The organism is Geodermatophilus sp. SYSU D00698 (assembly GCF_054050335.1).
In genome coordinates, this window is record NZ_JBJGZD010000009.1 from 1 (window position 1) to 15,455 (window position 15,455).

Consider the following 15,455-nt stretch of genomic DNA (forward strand, 5'->3'; position numbering starts at 1 on the left):
CGCCGCTCTGCGGGCCCCCCCGCCGCCGCGCGTCGGGCGGGCGGGGGGGGGGTGGGGGTGGGGGGGGGGCCCGACGGCGCGGGGGGGGGGCGCGCCCCGCCCCCCCCCCCCCCCCCGCGGGGTATGCGGACCCCGTGCTGGGACGAGCTGCGATGCGCGGTGCCCTGGCCGGCCTGGCCGGCACCGCGGCGATGACACTGGCCGAGAAGGTGGAGCAGCAGGTGACCGGCCGGCCGGACTCCTACGTGCCGGCACGCACGCTCACCGCGCTGGCCACCCGGCGCCGCCCGCCCGGGTCCGAGCGGCCGTTCGTGCGCAACCACCTCATGCACTGGGGCACCGGGGCCGCCGTCGGCGCGCTCCGCGGGATCTGGTCGGCCAGCGGCCTGCGCGGCTGGCGCGCCTCGGCCTGGCACACCTCCGTCCGGCTGGCCACCGACCAGACGCTGGAGAACGCCACCGGCGTCGGCGACCCGCCGTGGACCTGGTCGCGGCAGGACCGCGTCGTCGACGTCGCCGGCAAGGCCCTGTACTCCCTCGTCACCGGCGCGGTGTCCGACGCGCTGGTCCCGCTCGCCCCCGACCGCCGCCGCAGCACCTCCCCCTGACAGGACCGGCCCGGTCGCGCGACGGCCGGGACGGGTGGGACGGACGGGGAGCGTGGGGTCCCGCCCGCCCCGGGCACCGCGCGCCCTGCACACGCTCCGCTGACGACCTCCCTACGGTCCGTACCGAGACGAGACCAGGGGAGCGCCGCCGGGAGGCGGCAGGGGGAGGCCGATCGTGCAGCGCAACCGGGCGACGGGACGGTGCTGGACGGGTGCGGTCGTCGCCGCCACCGGCCTGGTGGCCCTCGTGCTCGCCCCCTCGTCCGCCTCCGCCGAGCCCGGCACGCCGCCGGCCACCGCCGCGGAGGCCGCGCAGCTGGTCGAGGAGACCGGCCGGCAGCTGACCGCCCTCGACGAGCAGGTGCACCAGGCCGAGCTCGCGGTCGCCGCGCAGCAGCAGGCCGCCACCGCCGCCGACGCCGCCGCCGACACCGCCGAGGCGACGCTCGCGCAGTACGCCCCGGCCATCCGCGCGATCGCGCAGAGCGGCTACACCGGCACCACCCGGTCCCGCGTGGCCGCCTTCCTGGGCAGCGACTCCGCCGACGACCTCGTCGCCCAGATGACCATGATCGACCTCATCGCCGACCACACCGACGGCGTCCTCACCGAGGTGGCCGCCGCCCAGGCCGCGGCCGAGCAGGCCCGGGCCGACGCCGACGCCGCGGCCGCCGAGGCCACCGCCGCGCTGACCGCCCTGCACGACCAGCAGGCGCAGGTCCGGGCGCAGGCCGACGCGTACGAGGCCGACTTCGAGCGGCTGACGGCGGCCGAGCAGGCCCGCGTCACCACCGCGCTGGCCGGCCCCGTCCTCGACGCGCCGTCGGCGGCCGCCGCCGCGGCCGCCGCCCCCGGCCCCGCCGCCGCGATCGCCGTGCAGACGGCGCTGGCCCAGATCGGGGACCCCTACGTGTGGGGCGCCTCGGGACCCGACGGCTTCGACTGCTCCGGGCTGACCTCCTACGCCTACGCCGCCGCCGGCATCGCGCTGCCGCACTCGAGCAGGGCGCAGTCGACGCTGGGGACGCCGGTGGCGCGGGCGGACCTCATGCCCGGGGACATCGTCTACTTCTACTCGCCGGTCAGCCACGTCGGCCTCTACATCGGCGACGGCAAGATGGTGCACGCGCGCACCTACGGCCAGCCGGTCGCGGTGACCAGCGTCGACCAGTCGGGGTACCGCGGCGCCGTCCGCGTGGCCTAGCGCCCGCCGGGCGCGCCGTCCCCCGGGGCGGGCCGTACCGTTGCCGTCCGTGACCCGGGCACTGCCGCGTGAGGAACCCGCCCTGCGGCCCGAGGCCATCGGCTTCCTCGACTCGCTGGTCATCGGCCTGGCCGCGACCTCGCCGGCCTACTCGCTGGCGGCGGTCATCGGCCCCGTCGTCGCCCTGGTCGGGGTGCACGCCCCCGGCGTGATGCTGGCGTCGTTCGTGCCGATGCTGCTCATCGCCGGCGCGTTCGCCGCGCTCAACCGGGCCGACCCGGACTGCGGGACGACGTTCTCCTGGGTCACCCGAGCCTTCGGCCCGACGGCGGGCTGGATCGGCGGCTGGGCGATCACCATGACCGGCGTCCTGGTGGTCGGGTCGCTGGCCGAGGTCGGCGTCCGGTTCACCCTGCTGGTGCTGGGCCTGGACGCCCTGGCCGACTCCACGCCCGCGGTCGTCGCGCTGAGCGTGCTGCTGGTCGTCGTCATGTCGGCGATCTGCGTGCTCGGCACCGAGATCTCCGCCCGGCTGCAGAACGGGCTGATCCTCGCCCAGACCACGGCGCTGCTGGTGTTCGCCGTCGTCGCGGTCGTCCGCGGCGTCCGGGGCGACTCGCCCTTCGGCGGGCTGACGCCGTCCTGGGACTGGCTGGACCCCTTCGGCGCCGGCGGCGCCGCGCTCACCGGCGGTCTCCTGCTCGGCGTCTTCGCCTACTGGGGCTGGGAGTCGGCGGTCAACCTGACCGAGGAGACCACCGACCCGCGGGTCGCCCCGGGCCGGGCCGGCGTGCTGTCGACGGTGGTCCTGCTGCTCACCTACGTCGGCGTCGCGGTCGCCGTCGTCTCCTTCGCGGGGACGTCCTGGCTGGCCGGCAACGCCGACGAGGAGGAGGCGGTCTTCGCGCTGCTGTCCACGCAGGCGCTGGGCGGCTGGGACTGGGTGGTGCTGGCCGCCGTCGCCACCTCGGCGATCGCCTCCACGCAGACGACGATCATCCCGGCCTCGCGCACCGGCCTGTCGATGGCGCGGCGGGCGGCGCTGCCGGCGCGGTTCGGGTCGGTGTCCGAGCGGTTCCGGACGCCGGACGTCTCTACCTGGTGGGTCGCCGGCGTGGCGGTCGCCTGGTACGTCGGCGTGCACCTGGTCAGCGAGAACGCGCTGTTCGACTCGATCACCGCGCTGTCGCTGCTGATCGCGCTGTACTACGCGCTCACCGGCCTGGCCTGCGCCTGGTACTTCCGCCGCCGGCTGGCCCGCAGCGTGCGCGACGCGCTGCTGCTCGGCGTCGGTCCGCTGGTCGGGGCGGCGATGCTCGGCTGGCTGCTGGTGCTCTCCGTGCGCGACCTCGCCGACCCGGGGAACAGCTACACCGGCCAGGCCTGGCTCGGCCTCGGCCCGCCGCTGGTGATCGGCGTCGGGATCATGGTGGCCGGGATCGTGCTCATGCTGCTGTGGCGGTGGCGCGACGCCCGCTTCTGGCGCGAGCGCCCCGGCGTGGCCCCCGAGGACGCCGACCCCCTCGCGGACTGAGCGTCCGCTCCGGTATCCCTGCAGGAGGGGCCTCTCAGTGGAGGGTGCGGCCCTCCGCGAGCATCGTGACCAGGGCCGCGATCCGCTTCGCCCGCGTGGCCGGGGTGGCGGCGGTGTGCACCCGCCACAGGACGGCGTAGCGGTTGGTGCCGTCCAGCCCCGCGAACGCCTCCTGCGCGGCGGGCTCGGCGGCCAGCGCCGCGGCGAGGTCGTCGGGGACGGTGATGGTGGCCGGGCCCGCGTAGGCGCGGTCCCAGCGGCCGTCGGCCTGCGCCGCCTCCACCTGCGCCAGGCCCGCGGGCCGCATCCGGCCGGCCGCGACGAGCCCGGCGACGATGCCGACGTTCTTCTGCGACCACACGCTGCGCGGCCGCCGTGGCGTGACCCGGGTCAGGTACCAGTGGTCGTCCACGCTGTTGCTGCGGCCGTCGATCCAGCCGAAGCACAGCAGCGACTCGACCATCTCGTCGCGGGTCAGCGAGGGCACGCCCGCGCCCTTCTTCGCCAGCTTCACGTAGCAGCCCGGCGCGGTGGCGTGCTCGGCCTCCAGCCACGCCTCGAACGCGGCCTGGTCGGGGAAGGCCAGGACCGGCAGGTCGGTCGGCAGGGTCACGCCGGGATCCTGACCGGGACGTCCCCCGGTGCGCCACCCTGTCGGCGCGGGGAGCGCCGACGCCGTCCGGGCCGGTGAGGTCTACGCCGCCGACCTCGAGCCCCGGCCGGGCGGGCGGCTGCGGCACCGGGTCCGCGTCACCGGTGCCCTCGCCGCCGAGCTCGCCCAGGGACTGGTCCCCGCGCCGACGGTGCACGACGTGGTGGTGCGCCGCCGCGCCGACGGCAGGGAGGTCCTGCGGGTGCCCGCCGAGGACCCGCACGCGCCGGGACACCTGCTGGCCGCGATCCGGGACGAGCTCGACGCCGTCGGCCCCGGGGAGTTCCTCGACCGGTGGAGCGTCCGCACGCCCTGATCCCGCGTTCAGAGCTCCGTGCGGAGCACCTCCGCCGCCCGCGCGAGCGACCGCATCTTGCCCTCGGCGGAGGCCCGCGGCAGGTACTTGAGGCCGCAGTCGCTGGTGAGGACCAGCCGCGCGACGTCGACGTCGTCCAGGGCCCGCCGCACGCGGTCGGCCACCACCTCCGGCGTCTCCACCTCCGGCGTGGACAGGTCCAGGACGCCGAGGGCGATGCCCTTGCCGCGCAGCGGCCGCAGCTGCGCCGGGTCCAGGTGCGACTGCGCCGTCTCCACCGACACCGTGTCGACCGGGGTGTCGGCCAGCTCGGGCAGGAACGAGTAGCCCTCCGGGCGCTCGCTCACCATGGCCGCGTAGCCGAAGCACAGGTGCAGGTGCACCGGACCGGGCGCGCCCTCCACCGCGCGGGTCACCGCCTCGGAGCCGTAGCGGCGGGCCACCTCCGGCCGGGCCTGCAGCCACGGCTCGTCGATCTGCACGACGTCGGCGCCCGCGGCGAACAGGTCGGCGATCTCCTCGCGGACGACGTCGGCGTAGGCCAGCGCCAGGGCGCGGTCGTCGCCGTAGTGCTCGTCCTGTGCCTGCTGCGCCATGGTGAACGGGCCGGGCAGCGTGATCTTGACCGGCCGGTCGGTGGCGGCGCGGAGGAAGCGCACGTCGCGGCCCTGGATCGGGCCGCGGCGGCGGAGCTCGCCGACCACCCGCGGCACCGGGATCGGCTTCCCGGAGCGGTTGAGCACCGTGCCGGGGGTGTCGACGTCGACCCCGTCGAGCGCGGTGGCGAAGTGGTTCGAGTAGGACTCCCGCCGCTGCTCGCCGTCGCCGACCAGGTCCAGGCCGGCCGCCTCCTGGGCGCGGACCGCCAGCAGCGTCGCGTCGTCCTGCGCCTCCTCCAGCAGGTCCGGCGCCGGCCGCCACAGCTCCCGGGCGCGGACCCGGGGCGGGAACTGGTGAGCCAGCCGGTCGTGGTCGATGAGCCACCCGGGCTGGGGCAGGCTCCCGACGACCGTGGTGGGCAGCGGCGGCAGGGAAGCGGGCACGGGGTGATCCTGCCCGCGCCGACGGGGCTCCGGGTGTGCTGGGGTGGACGCCGTGGCGGACAACTACATCGCGGAACTGCCCTTCGGCGCCCCGGCCATCGACGAGGAGGCCTTCGTCGCGCCGACGGCGGTGGTGGTCGGCGCGGTCACGATGGGACCGCGCTCCAGCATCTGGTACGGCGCGGTCGCCCGGGCCGATCACGAGGTCATCGAGATCGGCGAGGGCTCCAACGTGCAGGACGGCAGCACCCTGCACTCCGACCCCGGCTTCCCGCTGGTCCTCGGCCGCGGCGTCACCGTCGGGCACCGCGTCGTCCTGCACGGCGCCCGCGTCGACGACGACGTGCTGGTCGGCATGGGCAGCATCGTCATGAACGGCGCGCACATCGGGTCGGGGTCCATTGTGGCCGCGGGTGCCGTCGTCACCCAGGGGACGGTCGTGCCGCCGGGGTCGCTGGTGGCCGGCGTCCCGGCGAAGGTGCTGCGGCCGACCACCGACGACGACCTCGCGCACATCCGGCTCAACGCGGCCAGCTACACCGAGCGGCTCGACGCGGCGCGGAAGGTGCGGCCGGTGGTGCGCCGTCCGCTGCCGCCGGCCGGCTACACCCCCGGCGACGCCGCGGACTGACGAAGGACCACCCTTCCCCCCACGCCTCGCACGCTCGGCGCGGGCCCCTAAAGGGCGGCCCAGCACGTCACCTCAGACGGCGCCGGCGAGGCGGGCGACGGCGTCGCGGACCTCGTCGAGGGACAGCGCCAGCGTCGCGTCGCCCACCGGGAGCTCGACCCGCACCACGGTGGGGTCGCCGGTGACGCCCGCCCGCGCCCAGGTCCACAGCCCCTCCTGGGCGAGCGCGCGGGCGGCGGCGCGGAAGGCGTCCGGGGTGGTCGACAGCAGCAGGTGCAGCATCGGCGTCTGCGGCGGGTCCGGCACCACCCGCACCCCGGGCAGGCCGCGGACGGTCTCGGCGACCTCCCGCGCCCGCTCGAGGTAGGCGGGGAACAGCGGCAGCCTGCGGCGCAGGCACGACAGCGCCGAGGCCGCGCCCGGCCACAGGCCGAACAGCGTGCCGCCCATCCGCCCGCGCCACTCCCGGACCTCGGCGACGACGTCCGCGGGCCCGGCCACGCAGCACCCGGCCAGCGCGCCGACCCCCTTGTAGAAGCTGACGTAGACGGTGTCGAACGGCGCCGCGACGTCCGACGGCGGCATCTCGTAGCCGGCGGCGGCCTCCCACAGCCGGGCGCCGTCGAGGTGGGCCACCGAGTGCACGTCGTGCGCCCACGCGGCCTGCTCGACGACGTCGTCCCACGGCGGCAGCGGACCGCCCAGGTCCCGCTGCGGCAGCTCGACGACCAGCGCGGCCGGCGGCTCGGCGACGCCGTCGAGGTCGGCGCGCAGCAGCATCCGGTGCCGGTCGCCGACCGGGCGCTCGACCAGGCCCTGCAGCCGCGCCAGCGCGCCGCCCTCGTGCCGGAACAGGTGGCACTCGGGGTGGGCGACGACGGTGGCGCGGCCGCTTCGCCCGGCGTGCACCCGCAGCACCGCCTGCTGCGCCATCGTCCCGCTGGGCAGGTAGACCGCGGCCGGCTTGTCCAGCAGCTGCGCGACCTCCGCCTCGAGCTCCGCGACGACGCCGCCCGCGCCGTACCGGTCCAGCGCGGTGTCCGGCGGGATGGTGGCCAGCAGGTCGGCGGCGCGCTGGGGGCCGTGGCCGGTCAGGGCGCGGTCGCAGGCCGGCCGCAGGGCGTCGAGGTCGTCGTCCACGGGCCCAGTCTGTCGGGAGCCCGGGATCCCGGCGGACCGGGCCCGGGGCCCTGGCTCCGGGACCCCGGCCCCGTCAGGCGTCGAGCAGCTCGCGGAGGAGCGCGCCGACGGCGGCCGCCTCGATGAGGAAGCCGTCGTGCCCGTACGGCGAGGACACCACCCGCAGCGGCACCCCGAGCGCGTCGGCCACCCGCCGCTGCAGCTCCAGCGGGTAGAGCCGGTCGGAGTCGACGCCGGCCACCACCGCCCGCGCGGTCACCCGGGCCAGCGCCACCTCCACCCCGCCCCGGCCGCGGCCGACGTCCCAGGTGTTCATCGCCTCGGTGAGCACCAGGTAGCTGCCGGCGTCGAAGCGGCGGGTGAGCTTGTCGGCGTGGTGGTCCAGGTAGGAGGCGACGGCGAACCGGCCGTCGGCCTGCACGGCCGCGCCGAAGCGCTCCTCCAGCTCGAACGCGCTGCGGTAGGTCAGGTGCGCGATCCGCCGGGCGACGCCGAGCCCGGCGACCGGGTCGGCGCGGATCGCGGCCTGCTGGGTGGTCTGGGTGCCGATCTGGTCGGCGGTGGCCGCCGCGCCCGAGGCGAGGAAGAACAGCCCGGCCACCCGGTCGGGCAGCGCGACCGCCCACTCCAGCGCCCGCATCCCGCCCATCGACCCGCCGACGACGGCGGCCCACCGGTCGATGCCGAGCGTGTCGGCCAGCGCCGCCTCGACCAGCACCTGGTCGCCGACGGTCACCTCGGGGAACCGGGACCCCCACGGCCGGCCGTCGGGCGCGGTCGAGGACGGGCCGGTCGTCCCCTGGCACCCGCCGAGCACGTTGGCGCAGACGACGAAGAACCGGTCGGTGTCCAGCGCCGCGCCCGGCCCGACCAGCGACGCCCACCAGCCCGGCGTCGGGTGGCCGGGCCCGGCCGGGCCGGTGACGTGGCTGTCGCCGGTGAGCGCGTGCTCGACCAGCACCGCGTTCCCGCCGTCGGGGGCGAGCGTGCCCCAGGTCTCGTAGGCCACCCGGACGCCGGGCAGCACCCCGCCGCGTTCGAGCCGGACCGGTCCGTCCAGGTCGAGGAACAGCCGGTCCCCGGCGGGGTCGCCGTCGCGCCACCCGCCGGGGCGCGGCGGGGTGCGGGACCCCGGGAGGTCCCGCACCCCGCCCACGTCAGGCGCCCTTCGCGGCGCGGAACCCGGCCTCGAGGTCCGCGAGGATGTCCTCGATCCCCTCCAGCCCGGCGGCCAGGCGCACCAGGCCGGGCGTGACGCCGGTGGTCCGCTGCTCCTCCGGCGTCAGCTGCGAGTGGGTCGTCGACGCCGGGTGGATGACCAGGCTGCGGACGTCGCCGATGTTGGCCACGTGGCTGTGCAGCTCCAGCGCCTCGACGAAGCGCTTGCCGGCCTCGACACCGCCGCGGATCTCGAACGCCAGCACCGCGCCGGCGCCGCGCGGGGCGTAGCGCTGCTGGGCGGCGTGCCACGGCGAGGACGGCAGGCCGGCGTAGTGCACCGACTCCACCTCGTCGTGCGCCTCGAGGAACTCGGCCACCCGCTGGGCGTTGGCCACGTGCCGTTCCATGCGCAGCGACAGGGTCTCGATGCCCTGCACGACCAGCCACGCGTTGAACGGGCTGATCGCCGGGCCGAGGTCGCGCAGCAGCTGCACCCGGGCCTTGAGCGCGTAGGCGGGCGCGCCGAGGTCGGCGTAGACGACGCCGTGGTAGGTCGGGTCCGGCGTGGTGAAGCCGGGGAACCGGCCGCGGGTCCAGTCGAAGTTGCCGCCGTCGACGATGACCCCGGCGATGGCGGTGCCGTGGCCGCCGAGGTACTTGGTGGCCGAGTGGACGACGACGTCGGCGCCGTGCTCGAGCGGGCGCACGAGGAACGGCGTGGCGATGGTGTTGTCGACGATCAGCGGCACGCCGTTGCGGTGCGCCACCTCCGACACCGCGGAGATATCGAGGACGTCGCCCTTCGGGTTGCCGATCGACTCCCCGTAGAACGCCTTGGTGTTCTCGCGGACCAGCGACTGCCAGTTCTCCGGGTCGTCGGGGTCCTCGACGAAGGACACCTCGACGCCGAGCTTGGGCAGCGAGTGGTGCAGCAGGTTGTAGGTGCCGCCGTACAGCGACGCCGAGGCGACGACGTGGCTGCCGGCCTCGGCGACGTTGAGGATCGCCAGGGTCTCGGCGGCCTGGCCGCTGGCCACCGCGAGCGCGGCGACGCCGCCCTCGAGGGAGGCCACGCGCTGCTCGAGCGCGTCCTGCGTCGGGTTCATGATCCGCGTGTAGATGTTGCCCATCTCGGCCAGCGCGAACAGGTCGGCGGCGTGCTGGGCGTCGCGGAACTGGTAGCTGGTCGTGGCGTAGATCGGCAGGGCGCGGGCCCCGGTGGTGGGGTCGGGGCTGGTCCCGGCGTGGATCTGCCGGGTTTCGAAGCTCCAGCTCTGCTGGTCGGGCACGGCGCCGTCTCCTCTCGCTCGCGGAGACCCCGCGACGCACGGAGGGCTCCGTCTTGCCGCGCGGCGGGCGCCGCGCGGCCGGCTCTTCCCCTGGGAGCACCTCGGACGGAGGAGAGGTTGCCGGGCAGCCAGCCAGGTACTTGTCGCTGCCTCTCGTGAGCCTGCGCGGAACCCTAGCGCCCGGTCAGGAGGCGCCGGGCCGGGGGTGCGCGAGGGCGGCCGCGGCGTCGTCGGCGAGGCGGGCGACCAGCTCCCCGGCGGGCAGCGCCTCGGCCAGCGCGTACGCCTGCCCGGCCCACATGCTGATGGCCTCCGGGTCGCCGGCCTGCCGGGCCGCCGCGCGCAACGGCGTCGTCAGGTGGTGGACGTGCGGGTAGGCGGCCGGAGCCGCGGCGGTGTGCTCGGCGAGGAAGCGGTTGACCAGCCCGCGGGCGCGCCGGCCGCTGAACGCGCGGGTGAGCGCCGTCGGCCGGCCGGCGCCGAGCGCCGCCCGGTGCGCCGCGCCGGTCCCGGCCTCGGGGCACAGCAGGAACGCCGTGCCCAGCTGCGCGGCCTCCGCGCCCGCGACGAGCACCGCCGCGACCGAGGGGCCGTCGACGATCCCGCCGGCGGCGACCATCGGCAGGTCCACCGCCCGGGCGACCAGCCGCAGCAGCGGCAGCAGCCCGTACTCGCCCGCCCCGTCCTCGTCGCGGAGGCCGCCGCGGTGGCCGCCGGCCTCGACCCCCTGCACCACCAGCGCGTCCGCGCCGGCGTCGCGGGCGGCGAGGGCGTCCTCCGGCGAGGTGACGGTGACCAGCACGGTGGCGCCGGCGTCGTGCAGCGCGGCGACCATGTCCGGCCGCGGCAGGCCGAAGGTGAACGACACCACCGGCACCCGCTCCTCGGCGAGGACGGCGACCTTGGCCTCCCACGCGTCGTCGTCGGCGCGGGGCTCGCCGAGGTCCACGCCCCACCGCCGCGCCTCGGGCCGCAGCCGCTCGGCGTAGCGGCGCAGGGCGCCCTCGTCGGCGGGCGGCCCGGGGACGAAGACGTTGACGCCGAACCGCTCCCGGGTCCGCGCCCGGACGGCGCGGACCTCCTCGCGCACCGCGTCCGGCGTCCGGTAGCCGGCGGCGAGGAAGCCCAGGCCACCGGCCCCGGACACCGCCGCGGCCAGTTCCACCGTCGACGGCCCGCCGGCCATCGGCGCCTGCACGACCGGTCGTCGCAGCCCCAGCACCATGCCGGGCATCCTGCCGCGCCGCGGCTCGGGCGGGGGTGGGTCAGGCGAGGCCGAGCCCGCGCCGGCCGATGTCGTTGAGCTGGTCGGGGGTGAACCGGTCCGGCCAGGTGCGCTCGTAGTGCTCGGCGGGGAAGTCGGTGGGGCTGGAGCCGGTGAGGAACGCGTCGCGCACGGAGGCGGCGTAGGCCTCGTTGCGCGGGCACCAGGGGGCGGCGGGGACGTACATGACGTTGCCCCAGCCCTGCTGGTCGGTGACCGGGGCGACCGAGTGGATCATGTCGCAGTGCCACCAGACGGAATCGCCGGCGCGGACGTCGGGGATGCCGCTGGCGGCGCGCAGCAGCAGGGAGTGCCACTTCTCGCTGGCCGGGAAGACCTGGTTGGTGGTGACGCCGCACATGTCGTCGTCGGGGACGTCGGGCAGCAGCGGGCGCAGCATCAGGTAGGCCATCGCCTCGGGGATCGGCACGGTGTGCAGCACGCCCTGGTCGTGGTCCATGTCCGACAGCGCGGTCCACCCCTGGAAGGTGCGGAACGCCGAGCACATGGTGGAGCCGGGGTACTGCGGGCCGGCGGTGCGGTAGGCGGCGTCGTACGGGTCGTAGGCCTCGACGGTGCCGTCGAACAGGTGCCGGAAGGCCTTCTGGTAGGCCTCGGTCATCCACAGGTCGAGCGTGCCGGGGTCGAGGTGGGTGCCCAGGCCGCCGGAGTCCGCGCCCGGCGGGCGGCGGCGGATGCGGTCGGGGTAGAGCGAGTCGCGGTCCGGGTCGAACCACCGGACGCCGTCGGACTCGGACGTCCACAGCGCGTTGAGGAAGCCCTGCACCCGGGCCATGCGGTCGCTCTGCCGGGCCTCCATCTGGGGCGGGGACCAGTAGACGGGGTAGATCTCGGGCTTGGAGCCGACGCTGCCGAAGAAGTCGTCGCCCGGGCCGCGGTAGTCCTCGAAGAAGCGGTTGCTCTCGACGTAGTCGACGATGCCGGCGTCCCAGGCCAGCGCCTGCTCGCGGGGGAAGTGCCCGCGGACGACCAGGCAGCCGCGGCGGCGGAGCGTCGCGAGCTGGTCGGCGGAGACCGTGCCCGCCTCGATGTCGGCGTAGTCGAGAACCGGCCAGATCTGCTCACCGCGCGCCTTCGCCGCCTCGATCTCGGCGACCGCGGCGGCGATGCGGGCCTCGACGACGGCGAAGACCTCCTCCACCGTGCGACCGGAGGCGGCGATGCGCGCCCGCAGCGCCGGCTTGATCTCCCGGATCGCGGCCTTCAGGTCCTCCGGGGGGGTCTCCCAGTGCGGCAGCGGCGGCAGGTGCCGCGCGTGCGGGGTGGGGGAGGCGGTGAGGGTCACGGTGCTCACTCCGTTCAGGAAGGACTCCTTACTTGAGTGGGACCCTAGAGCAGCCGCGCGTTCCAGGCAACAGTCCTTACTAGACTCGTCCGCATGACCCCGGCCAAGCCGTCGCTGGAGCTGCTCCGCTCGCTGACCGACGAGCACGTCCTCCGCGCGCTGATCGACCGGGGCCGGCTGACCCGCGCCGAGATCGCCGCCCGCACCGGCATCTCCAAGCCCACCGTCGGCGAGAGCGTGCGCCGGCTGACCGAGGCGGGGCTGCTGCGCGACACCGGTGAGCGCACCACCGGCCGCGGCCGGATCGGCACCTACTACGCGCTCGCCGGCGACCTCGGGGTCGCCCTGGTCCTCGGCATCGCCCCGGAGGGCGTCGTCGCCGAGGCCGTCGACGTCCACGGCCGGGTCGTCGCCCGGGAGGCCGAGGCGGTCGGCCGCCCCGCGCAGCCGGACCAGGTGGCTCGGGCGCTGCGGGCGGCGGCCCGCCGCGCCGTGGACGGCGGCCCGGGCCCGGCCCGGTCGGCCGTGGTCAGCGCCGCCGACCCGGTCGACCGGGGCTCGGGCCGGCTGGTGCACCTGCCGGACGCGCCGTTCCTGGTCGGTGAGCTCTCCCCGGTCGAGGTCCTCGCCCCGCTGGTCGCCGGGCCGGTGACCGTGGACAACGACGTCAACTGGGCCGCCCGCGCCGAGCGCGCGGCCGCGGCCCCTGGGGAGCTCGAGGACTTCGCGTACCTGTACCTGGGTGAGGGGCTCGGCTGCGCCGTCGTCGCCGACGGCGAGGTCCGCCGCGGGCACGGCGGCCTCGCCGGCGAGATCGCCCACGTGCTCACTCGCAGCCCCGACGGCCGCGCCGTCGCCTTCACCGAGGTCTTCGCCGAGCTGCAGCTGCGCCGGCCGGACTCCACCGCCGTCGACGTCGACGCCCTGCTGGGCGTGGTCGACGCTCCCGGTGACCGGCCGGGCCGCGTGCTCGCCGCCCTGGCGGAGGCGATCTGCGGCGTACTCGGGGCCGTCGTCGCGCTCACCGACCCCCGGCTCATCGTCCTCGGTGGTACGTGGGGCCCGCGTCCCGCCGTCGTGAGGGCCGTGTCGGAGGCGCTGGCGCACCAGCCGCGGGGCGTGCCGCTCCAGGTCGCCCGGGCCACGGCGGAACCGTCGCTGGCCGGCGCCCGGCACCGTGCCCTGGACGATCTCCGGACCTCCATCCTGGCGTCGCGGCCGGTGCCCGCGTAGGGCCGATCGAGCGACCCGTGCCGGGCTGGTCCCCGGCGCGGCCCGTCGCGGTCCCGGGCGGCACGCAGTCGGGACCTCCCGACCCGGCGCACCCCTGGCCGCGGAACTCAGGCCGGGGTGAGCCGGGCCAGCACCTGGTCGAGGGCGACGCGGTCGCCGGGGGCGACGAGCAGGTCGACGACGCCGTCGGCCGGGGCGCGCAGCGTGTGCTCCATCTTCATCGCCTCGACGACGACCACCGGGTCGCCCGCGCCGACCGGCTGACCGTGGGACGCCGGGGTGGCGATCACCGTGCCGGGCATCGGGCTGGTCAGCTCGGGGGCGTGCGCGGCTGCGTCCGGCCGCAGCACCGGCCGCCGGGCCCGGCGCAGCGGCCAGTCGGCGCCGCCGGCGTGCACGAACAGCGCGTCGCCGTCCTCGGCCACCCGGCAGTGCGACCGCACGCCGTCGCGCACCAGCGCCAGGCCGCCGTCCTCGGGCGCGCAGCTCAGCGGCCCGGCGTCGGCGCCGTCGAGGCCGGCGCGCGCGGCGGCGGGCGTGCCGGTCAGCGTCACCGTCCGCTGCCGGCCGCCGGCCTCCAGCCGGACGACGAACGGCGCGGACGGCGCGCCGGCGCGGAAGCCGGTGGGCGCGCTCCACGGGTCGGCCGGGTCGGCGGCGGCCCAGGCGGCCAGCCACACGTGCGCGGCGGCGGCGAGGACGGCGTCGTCGGGGACGGCGGGCGGCTCCCAGGCGGCGGCGAACCGGTCGAGCAGCGCGGTGTCCAGGTCCCCGGCGCGGACCGCGGGCTCGGCGAGCAGCGACCGCACGAACCCGACGTTGGTGGTCACGCCGAGCACCGCGGTCTCCGCGAGCGCCCGGTCCAGCGCGGCCAGTGCCGTGGCGCGGTCGGGGCCGGCGGCGACCACCTTGGCCAGCATCGGGTCGTAGTCCGAGCCGACGACGGTGCCGGCGGCGACACCGGAGTCCACGCGACTGCCGGCGGGCTCGGCCAGTGCCAGCACCCGCCCGCCGGTGGGCAGGAAGCCGCGGGCGGGGTCCTCGGCGTAGACCCGCGCCTCGACCGCCCAGCCGGTCAGCGCGACGTCGTCCTGGGTGAACGGCAGCGGCTCCCCGGCCGCCACCCGCAGCTGCTGCTCGACCAGGTCCAGGCCGGTGACCAGCTCGGTGACCGGGTGCTCGACCTGCAGCCGGGTGTTCATCTCCATGAAGAAGAACTCGTCGGGCCGGTCGGCCGACACGATGAACTCCACGGTGCCCGCGCCGGTGTAGCCGACGCTGCGGGCGGTGGCGCAGGCCGCCGCGCCGATCCGCTCGCGGGTGGCGGCGTCCAGCAGCGGCGACGGCGCCTCCTCGACCACCTTCTGGTGCCGCCGCTGCAGGCTGCACTCGCGCTCGCCGAGGTGCACGACCGCGCCGTGCGCGTCGGCGAGCACCTGCACCTCGACGTGCCGCGGCCGCTGCACGAACCGCTCGAGGAACAGCGTGTCGTCGCCGAACGCCGCACGCGCCTCCCGGCGGGCCGACGCCAGCGCCGCGGGCAGCCCGGCGGCGTCCTCGACCACCCGCATGCCCTTGCCGCCGCCGCCCGCCGAGGGCTTGACCAGCACCGGGAACCCGATCCCGGGGGCGGCGGCCACCAGGTCGTCGTCGGTGAGGCCGGGCTCGGCGATGCCGGGGACGACCGGCACGCCCGAGGCGACCACGGTCTTCTTGGCGGTGATCTTGTCGCCCATCACCCGGATCGCCTCGGCCGGCGGGCCGACGAACACGACGCCGGCGTCGGCCAGCGCGGCGGCCAGGGCCGGGTTCTCCGAGAGGAAGCCGTAGCCGGGGTGCACGGCCTGCGCGCCGGTGGCGAGGCACGCCTCGACCACGCGCTCCACCGACAGGTAGCTCTCCGCGGCCGGGGCGGGGCCGAGCCGGTAGGCGACGTCGGCGGCGCGGACGTGCGGGGCGCCGGCGTCGGCGTCGCTGTAGACGGCGACCGAGCGGATGCCGAGCCGGCGCAGCGTCCGGACGACGCGGACGGCGATCTCGCCCCGGTTGGCGACGAGGACGGTGTCGAACACGG

14 protein-coding genes and 1 riboswitch are annotated in these 15,455 nt (G+C 76.8%); of the genes, 6 read left to right on the top strand and 8 right to left on the bottom strand.

What is annotated here, in order from left to right:
• Positions 1-152: 152 nt before the first annotated feature.
• From ACI8AB_RS10250 to ACI8AB_RS10260, 3 genes are all read left to right on the top strand, one after another.
• Positions 153-608, top strand: a complete 456-nt coding sequence (locus ACI8AB_RS10250; protein ID WP_456950050.1) for a hypothetical protein — start codon at positions 153-155, stop codon at positions 606-608.
• A 175-nt stretch (positions 609-783) separates the two neighbouring features.
• Positions 784-1,812, top strand: a complete 1,029-nt coding sequence (locus tag ACI8AB_RS10255; protein WP_456950051.1) for a C40 family peptidase — start codon at positions 784-786, stop codon at positions 1,810-1,812.
• A gap of 49 nt (positions 1,813-1,861) precedes the next feature.
• Positions 1,862-3,346, top strand: a complete 1,485-nt coding sequence (locus ACI8AB_RS10260) for an APC family permease (RefSeq protein ID WP_456950052.1) — start codon at positions 1,862-1,864, stop codon at positions 3,344-3,346.
• 34 nt (positions 3,347-3,380) lie between these two features.
• Here ACI8AB_RS10260 and ACI8AB_RS10265 read toward each other — a convergent pair whose 3' ends face one another.
• A complete protein-coding gene (locus ACI8AB_RS10265; protein WP_456950053.1) occupies positions 3,381-3,959 on the bottom strand; it encodes a YdeI/OmpD-associated family protein in 579 nt (192 codons plus the stop codon).
• Positions 3,960-3,987: 28 nt separating this feature from the next.
• Between ACI8AB_RS10265 and ACI8AB_RS10270 the strand changes: the two genes are divergently transcribed.
• Positions 3,988-4,314 (top strand): hypothetical protein, encoded by a 327-nt coding sequence (locus tag ACI8AB_RS10270; protein ID WP_456950054.1) that lies wholly within the window; start codon positions 3,988-3,990, stop codon positions 4,312-4,314.
• An 8-nt stretch (positions 4,315-4,322) separates the two neighbouring features.
• On the opposite strand, the gene ACI8AB_RS10275 is transcribed toward ACI8AB_RS10270, so the two are convergent.
• Positions 4,323-5,357: a uroporphyrinogen decarboxylase family protein gene (locus ACI8AB_RS10275; RefSeq protein ID WP_456950055.1), complete on the bottom strand. Its 1,035-nt coding sequence runs from the start codon at positions 5,355-5,357 to the stop codon at positions 4,323-4,325.
• Between the two features lie 43 nt (positions 5,358-5,400).
• On the opposite strand from ACI8AB_RS10275, the gene ACI8AB_RS10280 reads away from it, so the two are divergent.
• Positions 5,401-5,988: a gamma carbonic anhydrase family protein gene (locus ACI8AB_RS10280; protein ID WP_387992346.1), complete on the top strand. Its 588-nt coding sequence runs from the start codon at positions 5,401-5,403 to the stop codon at positions 5,986-5,988.
• Between the two features lie 72 nt (positions 5,989-6,060).
• Here ACI8AB_RS10280 and ACI8AB_RS10285 read toward each other — a convergent pair whose 3' ends face one another.
• The 5 genes from ACI8AB_RS10285 to ACI8AB_RS10305 form a co-directional block, all read right to left on the bottom strand.
• Entirely contained in the window at positions 6,061-7,128 is a 1,068-nt protein-coding gene (locus ACI8AB_RS10285) for a threonine aldolase family protein (protein WP_456903861.1), read from the bottom strand.
• 73 nt (positions 7,129-7,201) lie between these two features.
• Positions 7,202-8,275 (bottom strand): homoserine O-acetyltransferase MetX, encoded by a 1,074-nt coding sequence (metX, locus tag ACI8AB_RS10290; RefSeq protein ID WP_456950056.1) that lies wholly within the window; start codon positions 8,273-8,275, stop codon positions 7,202-7,204.
• A 10-nt stretch (positions 8,276-8,285) separates the two neighbouring features.
• Complete coding sequence (locus ACI8AB_RS10295) at positions 8,286-9,578, bottom strand: bifunctional o-acetylhomoserine/o-acetylserine sulfhydrylase (protein ID WP_387992337.1); 1,293 nt, start codon at positions 9,576-9,578, stop codon at positions 8,286-8,288.
• Between the two features lie 44 nt (positions 9,579-9,622).
• A riboswitch (SAM riboswitch) is annotated at positions 9,623-9,739 on the bottom strand.
• Positions 9,740-9,762: 23 nt separating this feature from the next.
• Positions 9,763-10,803: an NAD(P)H-dependent flavin oxidoreductase gene (locus tag ACI8AB_RS10300; RefSeq protein WP_456950057.1), complete on the bottom strand. Its 1,041-nt coding sequence runs from the start codon at positions 10,801-10,803 to the stop codon at positions 9,763-9,765.
• 40 nt (positions 10,804-10,843) lie between these two features.
• Complete coding sequence (locus ACI8AB_RS10305) at positions 10,844-12,157, bottom strand: DUF1479 domain-containing protein (protein ID WP_456950058.1); 1,314 nt, start codon at positions 12,155-12,157, stop codon at positions 10,844-10,846.
• An 84-nt stretch (positions 12,158-12,241) separates the two neighbouring features.
• Between ACI8AB_RS10305 and ACI8AB_RS10310 the strand changes: the two genes are divergently transcribed.
• Positions 12,242-13,381: an ROK family transcriptional regulator gene (locus tag ACI8AB_RS10310; RefSeq protein WP_456903854.1), complete on the top strand. Its 1,140-nt coding sequence runs from the start codon at positions 12,242-12,244 to the stop codon at positions 13,379-13,381.
• A 107-nt stretch (positions 13,382-13,488) separates the two neighbouring features.
• Here ACI8AB_RS10310 and ACI8AB_RS10315 read toward each other — a convergent pair whose 3' ends face one another.
• Positions 13,489-15,453, bottom strand: a complete 1,965-nt coding sequence (locus ACI8AB_RS10315; protein ID WP_456950059.1) for an acetyl/propionyl/methylcrotonyl-CoA carboxylase subunit alpha — start codon at positions 15,451-15,453, stop codon at positions 13,489-13,491.
• Positions 15,454-15,455 lie beyond the last annotated feature (2 nt).

What these genes read in the sequence shown, in the direction of transcription:
- ACI8AB_RS10310 (WP_456903854.1), top strand. Translation starts at nt 12,242, where the DNA reads ATGACCCCGGCCAAGCCGTCGCTGGAGCTGCTCCGCTCGCTGACCGAC.
- ACI8AB_RS10300 (WP_456950057.1), bottom strand. Translation starts at nt 10,803, where the DNA reads ATGGTGCTGGGGCTGCGACGACCGGTCGTGCAGGCGCCGATGGCCGGC.
- ACI8AB_RS10250 (WP_456950050.1), top strand. Translation starts at nt 153, where the DNA reads ATGCGCGGTGCCCTGGCCGGCCTGGCCGGCACCGCGGCGATGACACTG.